The sequence below is a fragment of the Kitasatospora sp. NPDC059577 genome, assembly GCF_042735475.1.
Taxonomy (GTDB): domain Bacteria; phylum Actinomycetota; class Actinomycetes; order Streptomycetales; family Streptomycetaceae; genus Kitasatospora.
In genome coordinates this window covers 48102-71423 of sequence record NZ_JBHWBZ010000004.1, presented here as the reverse complement: position 1 = coordinate 71423, position 23322 = coordinate 48102, and the positions used below count along the sequence as shown (strand labels likewise).

22 protein-coding genes and 1 tRNA gene are annotated in these 23322 nt (G+C 72.7%); 8 read left to right on the top strand and 15 right to left on the bottom strand.

Annotation, left to right across the window (positions count from 1 at the left end; translation table 11 throughout):
• Positions 1-121 precede the first annotated feature (121 nt).
• Positions 122-2455: a hypothetical protein gene (locus tag ACFV0O_RS05740; protein ID WP_380336841.1), complete on the bottom strand. Its 2334-nt coding sequence runs from the start codon at positions 2453-2455 to the stop codon at positions 122-124.
• Between the two features lie 268 nt (positions 2456-2723).
• Here ACFV0O_RS05740 and ACFV0O_RS05735 point away from each other — a divergent pair, with 268 nt between their 5' ends.
• Positions 2724-3758, top strand: coding sequence for a tyrosine-protein phosphatase (locus ACFV0O_RS05735; protein ID WP_380336839.1), 1035 nt, complete (start codon positions 2724-2726; stop codon positions 3756-3758).
• A gap of 9 nt (positions 3759-3767) precedes the next feature.
• On the opposite strand, the gene ACFV0O_RS05730 is transcribed toward ACFV0O_RS05735, so the two are convergent.
• The 8 genes from ACFV0O_RS05730 to ACFV0O_RS05695 form a co-directional block, all read right to left on the bottom strand.
• Positions 3768-4703, bottom strand: a complete 936-nt coding sequence (locus ACFV0O_RS05730) for an RNA polymerase sigma factor SigF (protein WP_380336836.1) — start codon at positions 4701-4703, stop codon at positions 3768-3770.
• A gap of 143 nt (positions 4704-4846) precedes the next feature.
• Complete coding sequence (locus tag ACFV0O_RS05725) at positions 4847-5686, bottom strand: RNA polymerase sigma factor SigF (RefSeq protein WP_380337202.1); 840 nt, start codon at positions 5684-5686, stop codon at positions 4847-4849.
• Positions 5687-6035: 349 nt separating this feature from the next.
• Positions 6036-6329 carry a Dabb family protein gene (locus ACFV0O_RS05720; protein WP_360253769.1) on the bottom strand — a complete coding sequence of 98 codons (294 nt, stop codon included), beginning with the start codon at positions 6327-6329 and terminating at the stop codon, positions 6036-6038.
• A 112-nt stretch (positions 6330-6441) separates the two neighbouring features.
• Positions 6442-6606, bottom strand: a complete 165-nt coding sequence (locus ACFV0O_RS05715) for a hypothetical protein (RefSeq protein ID WP_350519723.1) — start codon at positions 6604-6606, stop codon at positions 6442-6444.
• A gap of 449 nt (positions 6607-7055) precedes the next feature.
• Positions 7056-7145: transfer RNA gene (locus ACFV0O_RS05710), tRNA-Ser, on the bottom strand.
• Between the two features lie 78 nt (positions 7146-7223).
• Entirely contained in the window at positions 7224-7751 is a 528-nt protein-coding gene (gene tadA / locus ACFV0O_RS05705; protein ID WP_380336832.1) for a tRNA adenosine(34) deaminase TadA, read from the bottom strand.
• A 28-nt stretch (positions 7752-7779) separates the two neighbouring features.
• Entirely contained in the window at positions 7780-8337 is a 558-nt protein-coding gene (locus ACFV0O_RS05700; RefSeq protein ID WP_360253765.1) for a tRNA adenosine deaminase-associated protein, read from the bottom strand.
• A gap of 270 nt (positions 8338-8607) precedes the next feature.
• Positions 8608-8844 (bottom strand): hypothetical protein, encoded by a 237-nt coding sequence (locus ACFV0O_RS05695; RefSeq protein ID WP_360253763.1) that lies wholly within the window; start codon positions 8842-8844, stop codon positions 8608-8610.
• Between the two features lie 163 nt (positions 8845-9007).
• Between ACFV0O_RS05695 and upp the strand changes: the two genes are divergently transcribed.
• On the top strand, positions 9008-9643 hold the full coding sequence (gene upp, locus ACFV0O_RS05690) for a uracil phosphoribosyltransferase (RefSeq protein WP_350506235.1): 636 nt from the start codon (positions 9008-9010) through the stop codon (positions 9641-9643).
• A gap of 96 nt (positions 9644-9739) precedes the next feature.
• Here the strand turns inward: upp and ACFV0O_RS05685 are convergent, their stop codons facing one another.
• Both ACFV0O_RS05685 and ACFV0O_RS05680 read right to left on the bottom strand, forming a co-directional pair.
• Positions 9740-10426, bottom strand: a complete 687-nt coding sequence (locus ACFV0O_RS05685) for a LytR C-terminal domain-containing protein (RefSeq protein WP_380336828.1) — start codon at positions 10424-10426, stop codon at positions 9740-9742.
• Positions 10427-10711: 285 nt separating this feature from the next.
• Positions 10712-11008 (bottom strand): type II toxin-antitoxin system VapB family antitoxin, encoded by a 297-nt coding sequence (locus tag ACFV0O_RS05680; protein WP_030061387.1) that lies wholly within the window; start codon positions 11006-11008, stop codon positions 10712-10714.
• Positions 11009-11212: 204 nt separating this feature from the next.
• Here ACFV0O_RS05680 and ACFV0O_RS05675 point away from each other — a divergent pair, with 204 nt between their 5' ends.
• Positions 11213-12790, top strand: coding sequence for a helicase HerA-like domain-containing protein (locus ACFV0O_RS05675; RefSeq protein ID WP_380336826.1), 1578 nt, complete (start codon positions 11213-11215; stop codon positions 12788-12790).
• 55 nt (positions 12791-12845) lie between these two features.
• On the opposite strand, the gene ACFV0O_RS05670 is transcribed toward ACFV0O_RS05675, so the two are convergent.
• Together ACFV0O_RS05670 and ACFV0O_RS05665 are read right to left on the bottom strand one after the other, a co-directional pair.
• The gene (locus ACFV0O_RS05670) at positions 12846-14012 is read right to left on the bottom strand and encodes a hypothetical protein (RefSeq protein WP_380336824.1); all 1167 of its coding nucleotides are present in this window, start codon (positions 14010-14012) and stop codon (positions 12846-12848) included.
• Positions 14013-14097: 85 nt separating this feature from the next.
• Entirely contained in the window at positions 14098-14844 is a 747-nt protein-coding gene (locus ACFV0O_RS05665; RefSeq protein ID WP_380336821.1) for a rhomboid family intramembrane serine protease, read from the bottom strand.
• A gap of 84 nt (positions 14845-14928) precedes the next feature.
• On the opposite strand from ACFV0O_RS05665, the gene ACFV0O_RS05660 reads away from it, so the two are divergent.
• Entirely contained in the window at positions 14929-15447 is a 519-nt protein-coding gene (locus ACFV0O_RS05660; RefSeq protein ID WP_360253753.1) for a YbhB/YbcL family Raf kinase inhibitor-like protein, read from the top strand.
• 344 nt (positions 15448-15791) lie between these two features.
• Here ACFV0O_RS05660 and ACFV0O_RS05655 read toward each other — a convergent pair whose 3' ends face one another.
• Positions 15792-16757 (bottom strand): YafY family protein, encoded by a 966-nt coding sequence (locus ACFV0O_RS05655; protein WP_360253751.1) that lies wholly within the window; start codon positions 16755-16757, stop codon positions 15792-15794.
• Between the two features lie 103 nt (positions 16758-16860).
• Here ACFV0O_RS05655 and ACFV0O_RS05650 point away from each other — a divergent pair, with 103 nt between their 5' ends.
• Together ACFV0O_RS05650 and ACFV0O_RS05645 are read left to right on the top strand one after the other, a co-directional pair.
• A complete protein-coding gene (locus ACFV0O_RS05650) occupies positions 16861-18342 on the top strand; it encodes an MFS transporter (RefSeq protein WP_380337199.1) in 1482 nt (493 codons plus the stop codon).
• A gap of 228 nt (positions 18343-18570) precedes the next feature.
• Positions 18571-18792, top strand: a complete 222-nt coding sequence (locus tag ACFV0O_RS05645; RefSeq protein ID WP_360253747.1) for a KTSC domain-containing protein — start codon at positions 18571-18573, stop codon at positions 18790-18792.
• 294 nt (positions 18793-19086) lie between these two features.
• Here the strand turns inward: ACFV0O_RS05645 and ACFV0O_RS05640 are convergent, their stop codons facing one another.
• Positions 19087-19731, bottom strand: coding sequence for an HhH-GPD-type base excision DNA repair protein (locus ACFV0O_RS05640; RefSeq protein WP_380336817.1), 645 nt, complete (start codon positions 19729-19731; stop codon positions 19087-19089).
• A 262-nt stretch (positions 19732-19993) separates the two neighbouring features.
• On the opposite strand from ACFV0O_RS05640, the gene ACFV0O_RS05635 reads away from it, so the two are divergent.
• Together ACFV0O_RS05635 and ACFV0O_RS05630 are read left to right on the top strand one after the other, a co-directional pair.
• Positions 19994-20341: a DoxX family protein gene (locus ACFV0O_RS05635; RefSeq protein ID WP_380336815.1), complete on the top strand. Its 348-nt coding sequence runs from the start codon at positions 19994-19996 to the stop codon at positions 20339-20341.
• Positions 20342-20681: 340 nt separating this feature from the next.
• Positions 20682-23102 (top strand): germacradienol/geosmin synthase, encoded by a 2421-nt coding sequence (locus ACFV0O_RS05630; protein ID WP_380336812.1) that lies wholly within the window; start codon positions 20682-20684, stop codon positions 23100-23102.
• Positions 23103-23322 lie beyond the last annotated feature (220 nt).

Genomic DNA, 23322 nt, shown 5'->3' with positions numbered 1-23322 from the left:
GGTGGTTGGTGTGTGCGTGTGGGTGTGTGGTGGGTGTGGGGTTGGGGGGGGGGGGGGGTGGGGGGGCCGCTTCTCCCGGCCCCCCCCCCCCCCCCCCCCCCCCGCCAGCGGGTGGTTCGGGTTACCGGTTGCCGGAGCGTCCGGTGGTGCTGCTCGGCGTGGCCGTCCCCCCAGAGGCCTTGCCGTTCTTCGCCGTGCCCTTGTTATCAGCGGTCACGCCCTTGCCGGGCACCGGGGTCCCGCTACCGGGCACCAGGGACGGCGCCGGCTTGCGGGTGGTGTCGCTCGGGCCCACCGGCACCGGGGTGGCGACGCCCTGCGGGACGACCTTCTTGTCCGCCGGCACCGCGGCCGGGACGGACTTGGCCGCGACGCTCGGCGCCACGGCGGCCGGGGCGGCCGGCGCGGACGGGAGCTGCAGGGTGACGTTGCTCTGCAGGGTGCCCGGGGACACCCAGCCGGAGAGCGTACCGGCGTAGGACGAACCGAACGCGGTCGATCCGATGACCAGCTTCTGAGAAGTGCCGGTCGGCATGGTGGCCTGGACCTGAACGCCGGACGGCGCGCTGACCGTCACGGTGTTGCCGACCCGGTAGGCGGTGACCTTGCCGGCGGCGACGGCCGCGTTCCAGGCCGCGCGCTTCTGGAACTCCTGGCCGATCTCCTTCTCGCCGAGGTTGACGATCGGGGCGTTGTCGGCGTGCAGCGACCGGTAGGTGCCGAGGATCTTCTCCAGGACCGGGTAGAGGATCTTGTCCTCGGACAGGTTCGACTGGTGGATGAAGTGCGGCCGCGGGTCGTTGCTCAGCACGTGGCCGAGGTCGATCCGGGCCTCCAGCGGCACGATGTACGACTGGAAACCGGTGTTGACGTCCAGCGGCGCCGGCAGGCAGGTCGAGTTGGCGTTGTTCTCGCAGACGCCGCTGCCGCCGTTGGCCTTGCTGGTGTAGATCCAGTTGTACTCGTCGGCCTCCTCCTTCGCCGTCCCGGCGTTGTAGAAGACGTTCATCGGGTACCGCGGCACGGTCAGCGTGGACGAGCCGACGGCCCGCTGGGCGGGCTCGCGGGAGGCGTCGCTGCCGGTGAACTTGATCCCGTTGGCGGCCAGCGCCGGGGCCAGGTACGGGTTGTCGCTGGTCTCCTGCGGGGCGGTCAGCAGACCGGAGTGCTCACCGGTGACCAGGACCTGCGGGTCGGCCTTCAGGCCGTTCGCGGTGGCCCAGTCGAAGTTGTTCTTGATCTGGGTGGAGATGGTGTTCTGGTCGGTCCAGACCGTGCCGCCGGAGGCGTTCTTGGTGCAGACCCACGGCACCACCGAGACGTCCTGGACGCAGCCCAGGTACGGGTGGGTGTAGGTGTGGTTGACCCAGCGGTAGCTGTTCTGGTCGGCGATCATCTGAGTTGCCGTGGGGTCCACGGTGGTCTCGTGGTCGGCCTTCCAGTCCTCGCTGCCGCCACCGTTGAACACCATGTCCAGGGTGAAGTTGTTGGCGGTCTGCCACTGCTTGAGGTACTGCGCGTCCGCCTGGGTCATCCGGATCGGGTTGGCGGTGTCCGGGGTGCCGGGCGGGCAGGTGACGTCACCGGGCGTGCACTTCAGCGCGGTGTCCCAGCGGTCGTCGGCCAGGAAGACGTCGTCCACGTGCGCCGCGAAGTAGTTGCGGTCGTAGCCGAGGTGGACGCCCTGGGTGATCCAGTCGACCATGCCGCGGGCCAGCAGGCGGTACTGCTGCTGGTACTGGTTGTAGACGAAGGTGACGACCAGTTCCTTGCGGCCGTCGTGGGTGTACTCGCCGACCAGCGACCCGCGCGAGGTGGTGCTGGGTATCGCGGCGTCGACCAGCGGGACGAAGGAGGCGCCGGCCGGGAGGCTCGCGAGCGGGGTGGCCAGGTAGCCGTAGCTCTCGCTGACGTTCGGGTCGTTGTCCTCGAACGGGACGCTGCCCTTGAGGTACCCGAACGGGCCCGAAGTTCCGGCCGCGGTGGTGGCTCCCTGGAATCCGTCGAGAGTGCCGACGAATCCGGGATTCTGGGCGTAGTTCAGCCCCACCGCCGGGCTGGCCCACGTGTACGCGTCGATCTGGCGGACGTTGAAAGCGGCTTCGTAGCTCGCGATGGCCGTCATCTCGGCGGCGCTGTTGGGGAAGGGGTTTTCGTTGGGCAGCACGATGCCCTGGAACTTCCCCCGGGGCTGCCCGTTCACCGTGTCGCTCAGGAAAGCCGAGTTGATGACGGGACGGTTGGGGTCATTGAGGCTGACGACCTTGTACGGGGTGCCCTGGCTCTTCAGTTCGGCGGTGATGGCGGCGACCGAGGGGCCACCGTCGTCGACGACCAGGATGGTGAGGTCGATCCTGGGCGGCGTGGTGTCGCCGTAGGCCAGGGTGGACTGCAGGCCGCTGGCCAGCAGAACTGCCGCCGCACACGCGGCGACTCTTCGGGTCGCTCGACCCATGGTGATCCTCCCCTTGGGACAGGCGCCGCGCTGCTCGGCGCTCGCCTACCCGTGTAGCTGTTCGCGGGCAGCAGGCTGCCCGGGGCCCATCCTGGTCGAGGGTCGGCCGTGCGAGGGACCAAAAGGGCGAGAGTGCAGCGAACCTGTTACCAACGTTCATGGCGATGCCATGAAGGCGCTGATTGTGACCGGAACTGTACCGGTGGCGCAAATAATGAATTGAAAATGAAAAACCGGAAGCTGAGCGCTACACCTGGTTACCGACGGTATGGCCCTGTGGGGCGGGCGGGGCACCTACACTGTCGTCGTTGCGCATGACACTCTCGCACATCTCGCCGGTCCATTGGGCAGGTTCATGCAATATCGGGCACGGCTGTGCCATGTGACAGTCCGAATATGCAATGGAGGCGTCCGCGTGACCGATCAGCAGATGGAGTCCGGTGGAATCGGGGGCCCTCGGAATTGGGCGCCGGAACCGGAAGGAACGGAGCTGGTCGGGCGCAGTCTCGGCCTGCGATGGGCCGTCAATGCCCGTGATCTGGGCGGTTACCGGGCCGCTGACGGGCGGAAGTTGCGACGCGGAGTGGCCCTGCGCAGCGATGGCCTGAACCATGTCACCGCCGAGGACCTGGGCCCGCTCGGCGCGCTGGGACTGCGCCGGGTGGTGGACCTGCGCAGCGCGGACGAGGTCCGCGACGCCGGCCCGGACCGGCTGCCCGACGGCGTGACGATGCACCATCTCCCGTTGCAGGCAACGGACTTCGACATCTACCTGATGATCAGGGACGCGCTGGGCGACAGCAGCCCGCAGCGGCAGCGCGCCCTGCTCGGCGAGGGCCGGGCGGGCGCGATGATGACCGGCCTCTACCGCTGGTTCGTCACGGACCCGGTGGCGCGCGAGCGCTTCGCCGCCCTGCTGCGCCTGCTGGCCGCCCCGGAGGGCACGCCGCTGCTGTTCCACTGCTCGGCCGGCAAGGACCGCACGGGCTGGGCCGCCGCGCTCCTGCTGACCGCCCTCGGGGTGGACCGCGAGACCGTCCTCGCCGACTACCTGCTCACCAACGAGCGCTCGGCCCCGGTCGTCGACCGGGTCCTGGCCGACCTCGCCGCCCGCGGCCTGATGCGCGAGCCCGAGCTGCTCCTGCCGGTCTTCCGGGCCGACCGCGACTACCTGGACGCGGCCTTCGCGGAGGTCGAGGCCGGATGGGGCGGCTTCGACCCGTTCTGGCGGGAGGGGCTCGGGCTGGACGACGACGTGCTGACCGGACTGCGCGTCAACCTGCTGGACGGCGGAGGACGCTGACCGGGCGGCTCAGCCCTCGCTGATCAGCCCCTCGCGGAGCTGGGTGAGCGTGCGGGTGAGCAGCCGCGAGACGTGCATCTGCGAGATCCCGATCTCCTCGCCGATCTGCGACTGGGTGAGGTTGCCGAAGAAGCGCAGCATGATGATCCGGCGCTCGCGCGGCGGCAGCTTGGCCAGCAGCGGCTTCAGCGACTCCCGGTACTCCACGCCCTCCAGCGCGAGGTCCTCGTAGCCCAGCCGGTCGGCCAGCGGCCCGTCGCTGTCCTCCTCGCCGGAGCCGGAGTCGAGCGAGCTGGCGGTGTACGCGTTGCCGACCGCGAGGCCCTCGACCACGTCCTCCTCGCTGACGCCCAGGCAGACGGCCAGCTCGGCGACGGTGGGGGAGCGGTCCAGCCGCTGGGACAGCTCGTCGCCGGCCTTGGTGAGGGCCAGCCGCAGCTCCTGGAGCCGCCGCGGCACCCGGACCGACCAGCTGGTGTCCCGGAAGAAGCGCTTGATCTCGCCGACCACGGTCGGCATCGCGAAGGTGGGGAACTCCACCCCGCGCTCCGGGTCGAAGCGGTCGATCGCCTTGATCAGGCCGATGGTGCCGACCTGGACGATGTCCTCCATCGGCTCGTTGCGGCTGCGGAAACGCGCCGAGGCGTACCGGACCAGCGGCAGGTTGAGCTCGATCAGGGTGTCGCGGACGTAGGTGTGCTCGTCGCTGCCGGGCTCCAGCGCGGCCAGCCGCAGGAACAGCGAGCGGGAGAGCGTCCGGGTGTCCAGCCCGGCGCCGGGCGGCGTCACCGGTGCCGTGTCCGGACCGGGCGGTGCCACCGGCGCCGCGTCGGGGCCGGGCGGCCCGGCCGGTTCGACCCGCTGCCGCGGGACCAGGTCCTCGGCGACGGCCGTGCCGCGGGCCTGACCAGCGTGGATCTCCGCAGTGCCCAGCTCTCCGGACATGCACCCACCCCCTCGTGACTGACACTTGAACGGGGGCCCTCGCACGGAGGTTCCCGGCAGGGCCCTCCCCCTCCATACCGGAACACGGTGCACGGCAAACCCGAACGTCGCAAGATGTCACGCGGGGGTAACGCGCTGCAATCTCACTCTTCCCATGAGTTGCCGGTCCGGAGCCGGGTGAGGATCCGCGAGAGCAGCCGTGAGACGTGCATCTGGGACATCCCCAGTTCGGTGCTGATCTGGGACTGGGTGAGGTTGGCGAAGAACCGCAGCATCACGATCCGGCGCTCCCGCTCGGGGAGTTGGACCAGCAGGTGGCGGACCATGTCGCGGTGCTCGACCTCGGCCAGCGCGGAGTCCTCGTAGCCGAGCCGGTCGAGCAGGGCGAGCCCGCCCTCGTGCTCCTGGGCGGCCTCCAGGGAGGCCGCGTTGTACGCCCGCCCGGCGTCCAGGCAGGCCCGGACGTCCTCCTCGGGGATCCGCAGGCTGGCGGCGATCTCCGGGACCTTGGGCACCCGTCCGTGCAGCACCGTCAGCTCCTCCATGGCGCCGCTGACCTGGACCCACAGCTCCTGGAGCCGGCGCGGCACGTGCATGGTGCGGACGTTGTCCCGGAAGTAGCGCTTGATCTCGCCCAGGATGGTCGGCAGCGCGTAGGTGGGGAACTGGACGCCGCGGCCGGGGTCGAAGCGGTCGATCGCGTTGATCAGGCCGATGGTGCCGACCTGGACGACGTCCTCCATCGGCTCGCTGCGGCTGCGGAAGCGGGTGGCCGCGTAGCGGACCAGCGGGATGTTCACCTCGATCAGGGCGGCCCGGACCCGCTCCCGCTCGGGGGCGTCCGGGGGCAGCTCGGCGAGCCGCTCGAACAGCACTCGGGTCAGCGTCCGGACGTCCACGACGGGCCTTCCGCCGGGGCCGCGCAGGCCGTCCGGGCGGAGCTCGCCGGCCGGGCTGATGATCGCAGCCAGCACCTCGTCCACGGACACGTCACCCCTCCCAAAGTCGACAACGGCGGGCCCTGCGGATCGGGTGTCGCGGCTGGTTCATCACCTGGCCATGTCCGGCAAAACCGGTCATAGCATCACAAGGTGGGCACAGGTCGGGCAAGCACCCGGTGGAGGTGTGTTGGTGGGGCGTTCAACCTTCGCGGGGGCCGCCGGTGAGCTGCGGCACGGGTCGTTCCGGGACGGAGCAAGGCGCCCCGTCCGGAGGCCGGACGGGGCGCTGCGGTCCGTCCGGGGGAAAGTCGCGGGACGGACTCGGGGCGGCCGGGGGGCCGGCCGGGTGGTCTGCCGGGTCCGGCCGGGCGTGACCGGGCCGGACGGGGGCTCAGACCTCGATGTCGGCGATCACCCAGGTCGCGAACTCGCGCCACTGGCCGGCTGCGGCCTGGTGGGCCGGGTGGGTCAGGTAGGCCTGCAGGGCGTCGCGGTCCTCGACCAGGCTGTTGATGGCGTAGTCGTGGGCGATGTCGCGCTCGGTGGTGTTCCAGCCGCACTCCCACTCGCGCAGCTCGGGGATGACCGCGCCGAGTTCGGAGAACGCCTTGGCGCCGGCGAGCGCGCGCTCGTCGTCCTTGCTGACGCCTTCGTTGAGCTTGAACAGGACCAGGTGCCGGATCACGATTGCCGCTCCTCGCGGACGGGGGCTGGGGGTCCCGCCCACCGTAGCCGGTGGGTCGGGGCCGGCGGACGGCCGTCCGCCGGCCGGGCGGTGGCCACCCGGCCGGGCCGGACTACTTGATCAGCCCGGTCATGAAGGTGCCGACCGCCTTGGCCGCGTTCGAGATGCCCTCGAACCCCAGCTGGACGAGCTCGGCGGACCGGGCCGGCGACGTGATGATCGAGTAGAGCACGAAGACGAGCAGGAGGACCATGCCGATCTTCTTCGCCTGCGCCATCGGGTGACCTTCCTCCCAGCGGTGGGCCGCCGTCATCCGGTCCCCGAGCGGCCTGCAGGGGGCAGCTTATCCACCCGGACGGGCTATCAAGTGTGCGACGCGTTCGGCCGGCGGGACGAAGGTCCCCGCGAGTGGGGCCTTTCTCCGGGTGCCCGGCCGGGAACCGGGCGGCAGGATGGATGACGTACCGAGGATCTGGCAGGAATCCCCGGTGCGTGGATCCGGAGCTCCCCGCTGTGGGACCGGCTGCCGCGGCTTCCCCCCGACGCGGCGCCGGTTGTGGGACTCCGCAGGGGGAGCGGTCAGTCCCCCCGAGCCGCTCCCCCCTCCAGGCTCCGTACGGACCGGGCACCGGTGGTCATCGGCCCGGGGTACGGAGCCCTTTCCGCGTCCGAGGGTGCGCGGAAACGCCGAGGGCCCGTCCGGATCGGACGGGCCCTCGGGCTTTCTGGCGGTAGCGGTGGGATTCGAACCCACGGTGGAGTTGCCCCCACACACGCTTTCGAGGCGTGCTCCTTTGGCCGCTCGGACACGCTACCGAGGGGAACTCTACCGGACGGGTGGCTCGGGGACGAAATCCGTATCGGGACGGCCGTCGGCGGGGCTGCGGGCGGGGTTCAGCGGTGGGCGTCGAAGAACGCCCGCAGCTGCTCGCCGCACTCCTCGGCGAGGACGCCCCAGATCACCTCGGGGCGGTGGTTGAGCCGGCGGTCGCGCATCACGTCGAAGAGCGAGCCGGCCGCGCCGGCCTTCTCGTCGAGGGCGCCGTAGACCACCCGGTCGATCCGGGAGAGCACGATGGCGCCGGCGCACATCGTGCACGGCTCCAGCGTGACGACCAGGGTGCAGCCGGAGAGCCGCCACTCCCCGACCGCCGCGGCCGCCTGTCGGATCGCCACCACCTCGGCGTGCGCGGTCGGGTCGCCCACGGCCTCGCGCTCGTTGTGGCCGCGCCCGATCACTTCGCCGTCCGGACCCAGGACGAGCGCCCCGACCGGGACGTCCCCGGTGGTCGGCGCCAGGGCGGCCTCGGCGATGGCGAGGCGCATCGGCGCCGCCCAGCGGTCGCGGACCGGGTCGGGGCGGACGGGGGCGGGCAGCGGGGGGACGAGCGGGACGGTCTGCGCGGTGGATGCGGGCTGCATGGCATCCAGTGTCGGGTATCCGGCCGCCCTACCGGACGGCCTCCAGGACCTCGCCGCAGCCCAGGGCCTCCGCGATCTCCTCCAGGGCGTCGCCCGGCACCGCGCCCTCGCCGCTGAGGGCGAGCAGCGCGTCGGAGGCCAGGCCGAACTCGGTGAGCAGGTGCGCGTCGCCGAGCGGGCCGACCGGGACCCCGCCGTTCGGCGCGGCGTCCTCGTTGTCCTGGTCCTGCGTCTCCTCGTCCTCGTCCAGCAGGTGGTCCAGGTCGCCGAACTCGCTCTCGCCGGCCTGGTCGACCAGCTCGTCGGTGAGGACGGAGCCGTAGGAGCTGCGGGCGGCGGCGGCGCCGTCCGACACGAAGATCCGGGGGTCGTCCTCGCCGTCCACGCGGACGACGGCGAACCAGGAGTCCTCCTGTTCGATGAAGATCAGGACGCTGTCGTCGTCCTGCGCGGAGTCGCGGGCCAGGTCGGTCAGATCGGCCAGGGTTTCGACGTCGTCGAGTTCCGTCTCGCTCACATCCCACCCGTCCTCGGTGCGAGCAAGCACTGCAGCGAAGTACGCCACCAGGGACACTCCCAAGATCATCGGTCTCGGCTGTCGGCGCGCTCGGGCAACGCGGAAATCTGGCCGCCCCCGCGCCAGAGGCGGTCCGCTCTTCGGACCGTCCCATCGGAATCGTGACAGAAAGCCCGCCCTTGCGGGGGGTGTTCGGCAGCGCGTCTTTGCAGGTCGTGTCGGAAGGGCCGGGCGGCGGAGGGCGAACCCGCGCGGGGACGGTCCGAAGGCGGTCGAAATTTGCTCCGAGCGCCCGTCGGGACCGGCGGCGGCCCGCTCCGGACCCCGGCCGGGGGCCCGTCAGATCCGGAAGGTTCGCATCCGCATCGCCTCGCGCATCCGCCGTTCCTTGGTCCGTCGCGGCTGGACCCGCTCCCGGAGTTCGCGCGCCTCGGTGAGCTCGCGCAGGAAGACGGCCCGCCGCTTGCGGCGCTCCGCCTCGGTCTCCGGAGGGTCGTCCGGCGGGCCCGGGCGCGGGCCCGCCCCGCCGCCGGGCTCGTCCGCCGAGCCGTCCCCGGCCTTCGGGTTGCTCGTCATAAGACGTGACATTCCCAGAACGGCCCGGTTGATACCACAGCAGACGCTTCCGTCCGGACATTCACCCGTTGTCACGGCGTGTCACGGCCGTGTCACCCGGTCCGGCGCCCGGGTCGGGCACGGCGTGTCGTACAGGCGTCCAGACCCGGGCTAACCTCGGTACATGCGTCTCCACGTCGTCGACCACCCCCTGGTCGCCCACAAGCTCTCCACCCTGCGCGACGAGCGCACCGACTCGCCGACCTTCCGTCGCCTGACCGACGAGCTGGTGACCCTCCTCGCCTACGAGGCCACCAGGGACGTCCGCACCGACGAGGTGGAGATCACCACGCCCGTGGCGGTCACGCTCGGTACCCGGCTCAGCTACCCGCGCCCGCTGGTCGTCCCGATCCTGCGGGCCGGCCTCGGCATGCTGGACGGGATGACCCGGCTGCTGCCGACCGCCGAGGTGGGCTTCCTCGGCATGGTCCGCAACGAGGAGACCCTGGAGGCCTCCACGTACGCGACCCGGATGCCGGACGACCTCTCCGGCCGCCAGGTCTACGTGCTCGACCCGATGCTGGCCACCGGCGGCACCCTGGTCGCCGCGATCAAGATGCTGATCGAGCGCGGCGCCACCGACGTCACCGCCGTGGTGCTGCTGGCCGCCCCCGAGGGCGTCGAGGTGATGCGGCGGGAGCTGGCGGACCTGCCGGTCACCGTGGTCACCGCCGCGCTGGACGAGCGGCTCAACGAGAACGGCTACATCGTCCCCGGCCTCGGCGACGCGGGCGACCGGCTGTACGGCACCGCGGGCTGAGAACCCGCGGAGAACGACGAAGGGCCCTCCGGCGCGTTGCCGGAGGGCCCTTCCGTTCGTCCCGGGTGTTCCGTCGTCCGGGTGTCGTCCGGGGTGTCAGCAGCTGCCGCTCGCGGTCGGGGTGGGGGACGGCTTGGTGGCGAGGGCGAGCGCGGCGGCCGCCTGGGTCTCGTCCAGCAGGGCGTTGTAGCTGTCGCCGATCACGAAGTCCACGCTGGTGTCGGTCCGGGCGTCGGCGGTGACGGTGGCCCCGGCGATCTGCGAGCCGACCAGGGTGCCGGCTCCGGCGCCGGTCGGGCCGGCGATCACCTGGGCGGTGCCGGGCACCTTCTTGTCCAGCTCGGCCGGGGCGTTGCCGACCTTGCCGATGGTGAAGCCGCGCTTCTTGAACTCCTCGGCCGTCCGCCCGGCCAGGCCGGCCTTGGTGGTGGCGTTGTAGATGTTCACCGTGACCGCGGCGGCCTGCGGGACGGCGTGCGGGTCGCCCTGGGCGGCGGGTGCGCCGGAGGCGGCGGGGGCGCCCGGGGTGGCGCCCGCCGTCGGGGCGGCCAGCGGCTTGCCGGACGGGGCCGCGCACGCCTGGGCGGAGGAGTTCTTGTTCTTGCCCGTGAAGATGTCGTACAGCTGGACGCCGCCGAGGGCGATCAGGGCCAGGGTGAGCAGGCCGACGAGCGCGGCGATCACCTTGCGGCTCTTCTTCGGGGGCCGGCCCAGCCGTGGGTAGGAGTTGCCGGTGATGCGGTACTGCTTCCCCTTGAGGCCTTGGGGAGTCAACATGCTCATGGTTTGTCTCCCCCTCGTACCGGGGCGGGGTCGGGATGACGGGTCGGCCGGGCAGGAGCTCCCCCGGTGCGGGCGGATCCCCTGGTCGCAGCCGTAGTCAGCAGCGTAGTGCCGTACAGCTGTGAAGGTACTAAACGATCATCATTTGGAGTACCCCGGTACCCGAACGGGGGTACCGGGGTACGCGTGGACCGCCCGCCGCCGGGGTCGGCGAGGGGGCGGTCCGGAAGTCCGCAGGGGTGCGACCCGCCCGGTGCGGGCGGTCCGTCGCTCCGTTTCGGTCCGTCACTCCATTTCGAGGACACGGGCGTGCAGCACCTGGCGCTGCTGCAGCGCGGCCCGTACGGCCCGGTGCAGTCCGTCCTCCAGGTAGAGGTCGCCGTGCCACTTCACCACGTGGGCGAAGAGGTCCCCGTAGAAGGTCGAGTCCTCGGCCAGCAGGGTTTCGAGGTCGAGTTGGCCCTTGGTGGTCACCAGCTGGTCGAGCCGCACCGGACGCGGGGCGACGTCAGCCCACTGTCGGGTGCTCGTCCGGCCGTGATCCGGGTACGGCCGCCCATTGCCGATGCGCTTGAAGATCACACGGAAAGCCTACCGTTTGGGCGGCGAATGGCGCAGCAGCCGCGACGCCGCCACGCGCGTCGGCGTGAACTGCGCGTGGACGAATGCGGTTGTTTGATGGGAAATGTCGCGAACATCGCCCGGAGACCGATGTGGCTCCGATTCCGATGCCGATGCGTTCCGATGCGTTCCGAAGCGTTCCGATCCGCCCAGGAGTGTGCACCGATGTCCTCCGCCCCCACCCCGCAGGCCGTCCGGGAGATCGCCGACGGGTACGCCTTCACCGGGCCCGCCCTCGACCTCGGTGTGGTGCTGCTGGACGGCACCGCCTACCCGGACGCCCAGGTGCGCATCCCGCTGGGCGTGCTCAACCGGCACGGACTGGTCGCCGGGGCCACCGGCACCGGCAAGACCAAGACCCTCCAGCTGATCGCCGAACAGCTCTCCGGGCAGGGCGTGCCGGTCTTCCTGGCCGACATCAAGGGGGACGTCTCCGGTGTCGCCGCGCCCGGCGTGCCGAGCGAGCGCACCGGCGCCCGGGCCGCCGAGGTCGGGCAGCAGTGGACGGCCCGGGGCTGCCCCGCCGAGTTCTACTCGCTCGGCGGACAGGGCGAGGGCATCCCGGTCCGGGCCACCGTCACCAGCTTCGGGCCGCTGCTGCTGTCCAAGGTCCTCGACCTGAACGAGACCCAGGAGTCCTCGCTCGGCCTGGTGTTCCACTACGCCGACGGCAAGGGCCTGGAGCTCTACGACCTCAAGGACCTGACCGCGGTGATCGCCTTCCTCGCCTCGCCCGAGGGCAAGGAGGAGCTGAGGACCATCGGCGGGCTCTCGGCGGCCACCGCCGGGGTGATCCTGCGCGCGCTCACCGTGCTGGAGAACGAGGGCGCCGGGGCGTTCTTCGGCGAGCCCGAGTTCGACACCGCCGAACTGCTGCGGACCACGCCGGAGGGCGGGGGCGTGGTCTCGGTGCTGGAGCTGCCCGCGGTGCAGGACCGGCCGCGGCTGTTCTCCACCTTCCTGATGTGGCTGCTCGCCGACCTCTACCAGGAGCTGCCCGAGGTCGGCGACCTCGACAAGCCCAAGCTGGTGTTCTTCTTCGACGAGGCGCACCTGCTGTTCAAGGGCGCCTCCAAGGCCTTCCTGGAGGCGATCACCCAGACCGTGCGGCTGATCCGGTCCAAGGGCATCGGCATCTTCTTCGTGACCCAGACGCCGCGGGACGTCCCGTCCGACGTGCTGGCGCAGTTGGGCAACCGGGTGCAGCACGCGCTGCGCGCCTTCACGCCGGACGACGCCAAGGCGCTCAAGGCCACCGTCTCGACCTTCCCGCGCTCCTCGTACGACCTCGGCGCGGTGCTGACCTCGCTCGGCACCGGCGAGGCGGTGGTGACCGTCCTGTCCGAGAAGGGTGCGCCGACGCCCGTCGCGGCGACCAGGCTGCGGGCACCGCAGTCGCTGATGGGGCCGATCGAGGCGGGGGCGCTGCGGGCGGTCGTGGACGCCTCTGCACTGACGGCGCGCTACCGGGACGCGATCGACCGGGAATCGGCGTACGAGAAGCTGGCGGCGCGGGCGCCCCGGCCGGAGGCGGTTCCGACGGAGCCGGGCACCCCGGGGCAGGGGCCGGAGCCGGCCCCGGAGCGGCGGGAGCCCCGGCCGGCGGAGAAGGAGGGCGTCGGCGGTCTGCTCGGGTCGCTGCTGAGCAATCCGACGGTGAAGACCTTCGCGCGCTCGGCCGGGCGGCAGCTCGGGCAGGAGATCTCCCGCAGCCTGTTCGGGACGTCCAAGCGGCGGCGGTGAGGCCCAGCCGGAGCGGGCGGCGGTGAGGCCCAGCCGGAGCGGGCGGCGGTGAGGCTCAGCCGGAGAGGGCCGCGCCGATCCGGTCGAGGGAGGACAGGCGCATCAGGCCGTAGTGGTAGAACTCGACCTCGGGGACGCCGAGTTCGCGCAGGACGGTGATCTTGGCGGCGAGGTTCTCCGGGCCGTCGCAGTCGGAGGACATCGGGCGCAGGATCACCGCCAGGTCCTGCGGGCGGACGCCGTGCAGGGCGAAGGCGGCGATCTTCTCCCGGACCGCCTCCGGGGTCCGGGCGTAGCCGAGCGTCTCGATCCCGTCGGCGGCCTTCGCGAGGGCGGGCAGGTCGATCCCGGAGAGCCAGCCCTTGCCGGGGCCGCCGCCGTCCATGAAGCTCAGCCGCATGCCGTGGCGGCGGGCCTGCTCGGACAGCTCGGCGGCCAGCGAGGTGACGGTGGCGGCGGAGGCGTCCACGTACGCGGCGAAGGCGCCGTCGGCGAGGGCGGTCAGGTCGGCGGGCTCGGTGGCGGCGGACTCGTCGGCCAGGCGGCGGCGCACTTCGGTGCGGACGGCCCCGGACACCTCCTCGGCGGGGACGCCCGCGGCGGTGGCGGCGGCGCGGCAGTGCGGACAGAAGCAGACCCCGAGCAGGGCCTCGGTGACCGGGCCCAGCTCCTCGAAGTAGCGCTCGTGGTGGTGGCCGTGGCGCAGTCCGTGGAAGTGCAGCGACTCGGCGCGGACGGCGTCCGCGCCGTACCGGGCCAGTTCGGCGACCAGGGTCAGCGCGTACGCCCGGACCTCGGGGTTCGCCGGGCAGAGCTCGGTGAGGTGGCGGTCGCCGAAGGCGTTGGCCGGGGCACAGTCGGGGTGGACGAAGCCCAGCCGGTCGTTGTGGCAGAACACCGTCCAGGCGTGCAGCTTCAGGCCGCGGCGGCGGGCCTCGTCGGCGGCCTCGGCGAAGGGGTCGCGGTCGCCGATGGCGGTGGACGGCGCGGGCGCCAGGCGCCGGCCCCGCCAGGCCGCCGGGTCGGGGCGGAAGTACGCCGCGCCCGGCTCCAGGTGGCGGACCACCCGGTGGGGGTTGTGCGGGAAGACGTCGCGGGCCTCGTGGTAGACCGAGGCGAGGGTGACGCCGCCGACCCCGGCGCGGTCGGTGAGGTTGCCGAAGAAGGTGTCGGGGCCCTCGTCGAGCAGGTCGGTGGCGAAGGCGAGGACGGACGACTCCACGGTGCGGCTCCGGGGCTGGGGGCTGGTGCGCCGTCCACGCTAGCCGCAGGGGTTGAATTGGTCTATACCTGACGGTCCGAGCGGGCTACAGGCCCAGATCGTCCAGCTCCTTGAGCAGGGCGGCGTTGGGGCTGCCCGGGGCGGTGCCGGCCGGCCCGGCGGCGGCCCTCGGCCCGGCGGAGGGCGCGGGCACCGGCCCCGGCCCGGCCGGGGCGACCGGGCGCGGGACGCGGTTGCGGAAGATCCAGGCGCCGGCCAGGCCGCCGATCAGACCGCCGAGGTGCGCGGACCAGCTGATCCCCGGGGCGACGCCCGGCAGCGCGGCGGTGACCATGTAGGCGAAGGAGGCGCCGAGGACGACGCCGATCAGGGTGTCGACCAGGTTGCGGTCGAAGACCCCGCGCAGCACCACGTAGCCGAAGTAGCCGAACACCACGCCGCTGGCCCCGGCGCCGACCGAGTTCGGACTGTCGAAGACCCAGGCCGTCAGCTCGCTGGTCAGTGCGACCAGCAGGGTCAGACCGAGGAACTTCCTGACACCGCGGTAGGCCGCCAGGAAGCCGAAGACGAACAGCGGCCCCGAGTTGGCCTCCAGGTGGGCCCAGTTCCAGTGCAGGAAGGGCGCGGTGACGATGTTCGGCAGCCGGCTCACGTCCTGCGGGACGACGCCGAACCGCCGGCCGAGGTCGTAGTCGTCCATCCAGTTCACCAGCTGGATCAGCCAGATCGCCGCCAGCACCCCGACCATGGTGAAGAGCGCGCGACGGGCGTCCGCGATCATCGTGGCGGGGTCGAGCGCGGTCGTCGCGGGGCTGCGGTCGTTCGAGGCCATGACCCCGACTGTAGGGGCGCCGGGATCGGACGTGCACCCCATTACAGTGACCGGTGTCATTCCCGTCGCGAGAGGTGACCACCCATGAGCAAGCGTCCGCCGCTGCCGTACGAGTTCCTGCCGCAGGTGCCGTCCTTCGAACTGAGCAGCCAGGACATCGCCGAAGGCGGCACACTGGCCGCGGAGTTCATCCACGCCGGCGGCAACCTCTCGCCGCAGCTGGCCTGGTCGGGCCTGCCGGAGGGCACCAGGAGCATCGCCGTGACCTGCTACGACCCGGACGCGCCCACCGGCTCCGGCTGGTGGCACTGGCTCGCCCTCGGCCTGCCCGCCGACACCGCCGGACTGCCGCGCGGCGCCGGCTCCTCGGACGACGACCTGCCGGGCGCGGCCTCCTTCCACGGCCGCAACGACTTCCCGGGCACCAAGTACGACGGCGCCGCCCCGCCGCCCGGTGCCCCGCACCGCTACGTCTTCGCCGTGCACGCCCTGGACGTGGAGAAGCTGGACGTCACCGCCGACACCCCGGCGGCGCAGATCGGCTTCCACCTCACCTTCCACACCCTCGGCCGCGCGCTGCTGACCGCCGAGTACGGGGTCTGAGGTCCGCTACCGGCATCGGGCCGGACGGGGAACCGGCCGTCCTCCGGTAGCCCGACGGCGAGCCGGTCCGGTCCGGTCCGGTGCGAGCGGGAGGGCGGCGACGGTTGCCGGGTGGTCCGCCGGGAGCGGGTCGGCGCCTCGGCGCCCTCGGCGCTCCCGGCGCCCTCGGGGAGCTCGGGGAGCTCGACCGGGGGCGGGCGTACGGCCGGGACGGCGTGCGCGGTTTTCGGCCGGGCAGCGGCTGGTACCCGGTCGGGGCATGGGACAGGGGCCACCCGGTCGGGGCCTGGGACCGGGGCCGGGTCCGGCGCGGCCGGGGCGGGGCTGCCGGCCGGGGCCGGGGGTCAGTCGGCCGGGCCCGCCGCGTGGGCGGCGCGCGCGGCCAGCCGCCGGAGGTGCTCGCGCAGCTGCGGCGGCTCGTGCACCTCGAAGGCGCGGTCCAGGGACAGCAGCCGCATCGCCGTCCACTCCAGCGAGTCGGAGCGCGAGCGCAGCCGGCAGCTGTGTTCGTCGAGCGGTTCGATCTCGGAGTCGCCCGGTTTGAAGCGCTGCCGGACCAGTTCGGCCGGGGCGTGCACGGTGGCGACCACGGTGCCGCTCGGCGAGGGGCGGCGCAGCTTGCCCGCCACGTACGCGGCGGCGTCCTCGGCGGGCAGCGGGCGCGGGGTGAAGCGGGCGCCGGTGGCGAAGGGCTCGCTCAGCCGGTCGACCCGGAACAGCCGCCAGTCCGCGCGGTCCAGGTCGTAGCCGACGAGGTACCAGCGGCGGCCGACCGAGACCAGCCGCTCGGGTTCGACGAGTCGCCTGGTGCCGGTGCCGTCGTAGGAGCGGTAGGCGAAGCGCACCCGTTCGTGGTTGGTGACGGCGCCGGCGAGCAGGGTGAGGTCCTCCGGGTCGACGGTCGGGCCGTCCCCGGTGAGCAGCGGCACGGTCGCGGTGTTGAGCGCGCCGACCCGGTGCCGGAGCCGGCCGGGCAGTACCTGGAGCAGTTTGCCGAGGGCCCGGACCGAGGCCTCCTCGATGCCGACCACCGCGTGCCCGGCGCCCGCCCGCAGCCCGACCGCGATGGCCACGGCCTCCTCGTCGTCCAGCAGCAGCGGTGGCATCGCGGTGCCCGCGACCAGCCGGTAGCCGCCAACCGCGCCCATGGTGGCCTGCACCGGGTAGCCGAGGTCGCGCAGCCGGTCGATGTCGCGCCGGATCGTCCGGGGGCTGACGCCCAGTCGCTCGGCGAGCTCGCTGCCGGGCCACTCCCGCGGGGTCTGGAGCAGGGACAGCAGGCCGAGCAGGCGGGCGGGGGTGTCGGTCATGCCGTCCAGCATGCCGGATGAACTGGGACAGGAACTGACCTACATGCCCCTTACCGTCGGGGACGTCGAGAAGCGGGAAGTGCGAGCAGTCGAGGAGTACGGAATGAGCGCGGCGGGAGCCGATCGGCGGAGGTGGATCGCGCTGGCGATCGTGATGGTGGCCTCCTTCATGGACCTGGTGGACGTCACCATCGTCAACATCGCCATCCCCAGCATCCAGGCGGACACCGGCGCGTCCTTCAGCGCCGTGCAGTGGGTCACCGGCGGGTACGCGTTGGCCTTCGCGATCGGGCTGATCACCGGCGGGCGGCTGGGCGACATCCACGGCCGCAAGCGGCTGTTCCTGATCGGGATCGGCGGCTTCACCGTGGCGTCCGCGCTCTGCGGGCTGGCCTCCGGGCCGGAGATGCTGGTCGCGACCCGGCTGCTGCAGGGCGGGACGGCGGCCCTGATGGTGCCGCAGGTGCTGTCGATCATCCACGCGACCTTCCCGGCGGAGGAGCGCGGCAAGGTGTTCGGCATGTTCGGTGCGGTGGTCGGCCTGGGCGCCGTCTCCGGTCCGATGATCGGTGCGCTGCTGACCGAGTGGGACGTGTTCGGCCTGGCCTGGCGACCGATCTTCCTGATCAACCTGCCGGTCGGCATCGCCGGCCTGCTCCTCGGCCGCCGCTTCATCGACGAGTCGAAGGCCGACCAGGCCCTGAAGCTCGACCTGGTGGGCGTGCTCCTGGCCAGCCTCGGCCTGCTGATGCTGATCTACCCGCTGACGCACGGGCGGGAGGCCGGCTGGCCGCTCTGGGGGTACCTGTCGATGGCCGGGAGCCTGCCGGTGTTCGCCCTGTTCGTGGCCTACGAGAAGGTCAAGACGCGGCGGGACGGCTCGCCGCTGGTCGAGCTGGCGCTGTTCCGGGTGAAGTCCTTCGCGGCCGGCATCTGCGTGCAGCTGGCCTTCGGCGTGGCGCTCGGCATCTTCTTCCTGGTCTGGACCCTCTACATGCAGGTGGGCCTGGGCTGGAGCCCGCTCAAGGCCGGCGCGACCGGCATCCCGTTCTCGATCGCGGTCTCCACGGCGGCCGGGCTCTCGGTGCAGAAGCTGGTGCCGCGGTTCGGGCGCAAGGTGCTGCAGACCGGCGCGCTGGTGATGGCGGCGGGCGTGCTCACCTACGTCTGGGAGGCCGACCGGTACGGGACGGCGATCGCGCCCTGGCAGATGGCGCTGCCGCTGGTCGTGATGGGCCTCGGGATGGGACTGATCGTCGCGCCGATCACGGACGCGGTGCTGGCGGAGGTGCCGCGCGAGCACGCCGGTTCGGCCTCCGGGCTGATCAACACCGTGCAGCAGGTGGGGAACGCGCTCGGACTCGGGCTGGTCTCGGTGGCCTTCTTCGGGGCGATGGACGACGTGGTCGCGCCCGAGGCGGTCGGGACGGCGTTCGGCGGGGCCTTCGTGCACGCGCTGTGGTGGGTCGCGGGGGTGCTGCTGGCGGTGTTCCTGCTGATGTTCGCGCTGCCGCGGAAGCGCGGTGCGGCGGTCGGGGCCGCCACCGAGGACGCGGCGCCGGAGCCGGAGTCCGTCCTGGTCTGACGGGACGGGTCCGACCGGGCCGGCTCGTACGGACCGGTCGGGCGGAGGGGGCCCGGGGGGGGGGGCGGGGGGGGGGGGGGGGGGGGGGGCCCCCGCCCCCCCGCGGGGGGGGGTGTGCGGCGCGCGCGCGGCCTGGGGGGGGGGCCCCGGGGCCGGCGGGGGGGGGGGGGGGGGGGGCGCCCCCGCCCGCCGGCCCCCCCCCCCCCCCCCGCCGCACACTGGAGGGCGATGGACCGTACGGCGGTGGACTCCTCGGTGCTGCGCTCGGTCGGCTACGACCGGGCGGCGCGGCTCCTGGAGCTGGAGTTCGCCGGTGGACGGCTGTACGTGTACGCGGACGTACCGGCCCGGGTGCACCGCGAGCTGTTGGCCGCGGAGAGCCACGGGCGGTACTTCGTCCGGCGGATCCGCGGGCGGTACGCGTACCGGCGCTCGGGGACCGGCCGGTAGCCGCCGCCGTCCCGGGGACGGGCGAGGTGGCCGGCCTCGACCGGGGAGCGGTGCAGGGCGGGGCGTCGTCGCGCCCGGCGTGCAGCACGGCGGTGACCTCGGCCCCGGTGGAGCCGCGGCCGGGTTCGACGAGGGTGTCGGCGAGGTGGGCCAGGAGCTCTCCCGGCGGGCTGCCGTGCGGGGCACGGTGATCAGGCGCCCGTCGGGGGCGAACCGGGCGGACACGCTCGGCGGGGCCGGGGCGGTTGCGGTCGTGCCGGGGGGTGCCGCCTCGCGGGGTGGGACGACCGGTTCTCAGCGGGCGCCGGTCGGGGTCGGCGCGACCGTCGTCCGAGTGGTGGTGCGGGGCTTGGCGGCGGCCTTGGCCTCCTTCGCGGCGCGCTTCACCTCCTGCTTGAACTCCCTCACCAGGGTCAGGGATTCGGGGCCCGTGATGTCGGCGACCGAGCGGTGCGCACCCTCCTCGCCGTACGCGCCGGCGGCCTCGCGCCAGCCCTCGGGGCGGACGCCGTACTGCTTCCCGAGCAGGGCGAGGAAGATCTGCGACTTCTGCTTGCCGAAGCCGGGCAGGGCGTTGAGGCGGCTGAGCAGTTCCTTGCCGGTGCGGACGTTCTTCCACAGTGCGGCGGCGTCGCCGTCGTACTGCGCGACGAGGAACTGGCAGAGCTGCTGGACCCGTTTGGCCATCGCCGCGGGGTAGCGGTGGACGGCGGGCTTGGCCGAGAGGAGCGCGACGAACTCCTCCGGGTTGTAGGTGGCGATCTCGTGGGCGTCCAGGTCGTCCCGGTCGAGGCGCTGGGCGATGGTCAGCGGGCCGGTGAACGCCCACTCCATCGGCACCTGTTGGTCCAGCAACATGCCGACGAGCGCGGCGAGCGCACTCCGTCCGAGCAGTTCGTCGGCCTCGGGCTGCTGTGCGAGCCGCACGGTGACGTTCATGGGCTTGCCCTCCTCGGAGTTGACGTCGGGTCGGCGCCCAGTCTGGTGGACGCGACCTGGGGGGAGGCGGTCAACACGCCCGTAGCGGTGGAAGTCTTGGTGTGCCAGGCCTTGCCGCACCTGCTTTGTTCGTTGGCGGAGCGGTTGTTGGGCGCTCCCGGGCGTGGCGCGGGATATTTTTTGCCCGCGTCTGTCACATCCGTCGCGGGTGCCGGGTCGGAGGGGTGTCGAACCGAACAGCCTGCGAATGGGGAGCACTTCAATGTCCGTCACCCACACCGTCGTCACCGTCCTCGCCGCCCTCATGGTCGGCTTCTCGGCCTACTCGGTCTTCGCCGGTGCCGAGTACGTGGTCAAGCCCCTCGCCGACTACGGCGTCCCGCGCGCCTGGTGGACCTGGCTCGGCGTCGCCAAGGCGGCCGGCGCCCTCGGCCTCCTGGCCGGCCTCGCCGTCCCCGCCGTCGGCTACGCGGCCGCCGTCGGCGTGATCCTCTACTTCCTCGGCGCCGTCGTCACCGTCGTCCGTGCGCGGGCGTACGCCCACATCCCCTTCCCCCTGGTCTACCTGGCCCCGGCGGCGGCGTCGCTGGCCCTGGGACTGGCCGCCTGAGGTCGCGGAGGGTCGCGGGGCGTCCCGGCGGGCCGGGCCGATCGCGGTCCGCCCCGGCGGAGTTGGGGCCCGGGGTGGTGAAGGGTGGTGCGCGGCGGGGCGGGGTGCGCGTGGAGGTGTGGGCGCGCTCGGCCGGGCGGGTGGTTCCGGTGGGGTGGGTGGGGCGGTGGGGGTCGGGCCGTACGTACGATCCAGGGCTGGCCGGTCGCTCGGGCGGCGGTTCGAGCTGGGGTTCGAGCAATTTGGTCATCTCATATGACTGTTCCTGTTGTGCCGGTGTGGCGTCCGGGTCGCGGGTCATTCTTGGTCCAATCGACGCGTCCAGAAAGGCTCGCCCGCCGTGACCCAGCCGTTCGAACTGCCGTCCTTCTACGTGCCGCACCCGGCACGCCTCAACCCCCACCTGGACGAGGCGCGGACCCATTCCACCGGCTGGGCCCGGGAGATGGGCATGTTGGAGGGTTCCGGCATCTGGGATCAGGCCGACCTGGAGGCCCACGACTACGGGCTGCTCTGCGCCTACACCCACCCGGACGCCTCCGCCGAGGTGCTGTCGCTGGTCACCGACTGGTACGTCTGGGTCTTCTTCTTCGACGACCACTTCCTGGACATGTACAAGCGCACCAACGACCGGGAGGCGGGCAAGGCGCACCTGGACCGGCTGCCGTTGTTCATGCCCGCCGACCCGGCCGCCGCGGTGCCCGAGCCGGAGAACCCGGTCGAGGCGGGCCTGGCCGACCTGTGGCGGCGCACCGTGCCGGCGATGGGCGAGGACTGGCGGGCCCGGTTCGCCGAGAGCACCCGCAACCTGCTCGACGAGTCGCTCTGGGAGCTCTCCAACATCGACGCGGGCCGGGTGGCCAACCCGGTCGAGTACATCGAGATGCGCCGCAAGGTCGGCGGGGCGCCCTGGTCCGCGCAACTGGTCGAGTACGCCGCCGACGCCGAGGTGCCGAAGGAGGTCTCCGGCTCGCGCGCGCTGCGGGTGCTGATGGACGCCTTCTCCGACGGCGTGCACCTGCGCAACGACATCTTCTCGTACCAGCGCGAGGTGGAGGACGAGGGCGAGCTGAGCAACGGCATCCTGGTGCTGGAACGCTTCCTGGAGTGCACCACGCAGGAAGCCGCCGAGGCCGTCAACGACCTGCTCACCTCGCGGCTCCAGCAGTTCGAGAACACCGTGTTCACCGAACTGCCGGTGCTGTTCGCGGAGACCGGGCTGGACCCGGCGGGTGAAGCGAAGGTCCTGGCGTACGTCAAGGGCCTGCAGGACTGGCAGTCCGGCGGGCACGAGTGGCACATGCGTTCCAGTCGCTACATGAACGGCGGTGGGGCGTCGGCCGGTTCGGCCGGCGAGGTGGCGCCGGGGTCGGGCGGTGCGTTGCCTGGCCTGCCCGGGCTGCCGGGCTCCGGCAACTGGTGGGACCAGTACGCGATCGGCGGGATCGGCACGTCGGCGCTGGACGTCCTGCGCAGCGGGGCCGTGACGGCCGTGGAGGCCGGGGGCGGTGCGGGCGGCGACACGGCGGCGCGCGCGGCGAAGGACGCGGCCGGCCCGGCCGGACGGCGGGCGCGCTCGCACGGGCACGTGCCGTTCCGGGCCGTCGGCCCGTCCCGACTGCCCGAGTTCAAGCTGCCGTTCACCCTGTCGCTGAGCCCGCACCTGGACGGCGCCCGGGAACGCGTGGTCGAGTGGGCCGAGCGGATGGGCCTGTTGGCGGCGGACCCGGGGGTGCCCGGATCGGGCATCTGGGACGTCGAGTCGATGCGCGACTACGACCTCGCGCTCTGCGCGGCCGGCCTCCACCCGGACGCCACCGCCGAACAACTCGACATCGGCTCGGCCTGGTTGGCGTGGGGCACCTGGGCCGACGACTACTACCCGACGGTCTTCGGCCGCACCCGCGACCTGGCCGGCGCCAAGCGCGCCACCGAGCGGCTGGGGCTGTTCATGCCGGTGGACGGCAGCCCGGCGCCGGAGCCGGCCAACGCGCTGGAGCGCGGCCTCGCCGACATCTGGGAGCGCACGGCCGCACCGATGAGCGTCGAGGCGAGGAGCCGGTTCCGCTCGTCCGTCGAGGCCATGACGGCGAGTTGGGTCTGGGAGATCGCCAACCTGATCCAGAACCGCGTCCCGGACCCGGTGGACTACCTGGAGATGCGCCGCGCGACCTTCGGCTCCGACCTCACCGCGAGCCTGTGCCGGCTCGGCCACGGCCGGGTGGTGCCGCCGGAGGTGTACCGGCACGGCTCGATGCGCGCGCTGGAGAACTCCGCCATGGACTACGGGGCCATGGTGAACGACGTGTTCTCCTACCAGAAGGAGATCGAGTACGAGGGCGAGCTGCACAACGTCGTCCTGGTGGTGCAGAACTTCTTCGCCTGCGACTACGCGGCGGCGGTCCGGATCGTCGACGACCTCATGCACTCGCGGCTGAGCCAGTTCCAGCACGTCGCGCAGAAGGAACTCCCGGTCATGTACGAGGACTTCGGGCTGGACGGAGAGGTGCGCAAGGTCCTCGACGGATACGTGAAGGAGCTGGAGAACTGGCTCGCCGGCGTCCTGAACTGGCACGAGGGCTGCCGCCGGTACGGCGAGGACGACCTGCGCCGGCACTACGGCGCGGAGCGGGACCTGGCCGCTGCGACGCGGGCGCGGCGGGCGGCCGCAGTGCCGTCCGTACCGGTGCCGCTCGGGCCGACCGGCCTGGGCACGGCCTCGCTGCGGCCGCCGCTGAGCGGGGCGGTGACGGAACACTGAGCGGTCAGAGCGGTCAGAGCGGTCAGAGCGGTCAGAGCGGTCAGAGCGGTCAGAGCGGTCAGGGCGGTCAGGGCGGTCGCAGTCGCGGCGGTCGGCGTCGTCGGGGTCGTCGCGGCTGACGGTGGGCGTCCGGGGGGCCCCGGGGGGGCCCCCCCCCCCGGGGGGGCGCGGGGGGGGGCGGGGGGGGGGGGGGGGGGCCGCGGGGCGCCGCCCGCGGGCC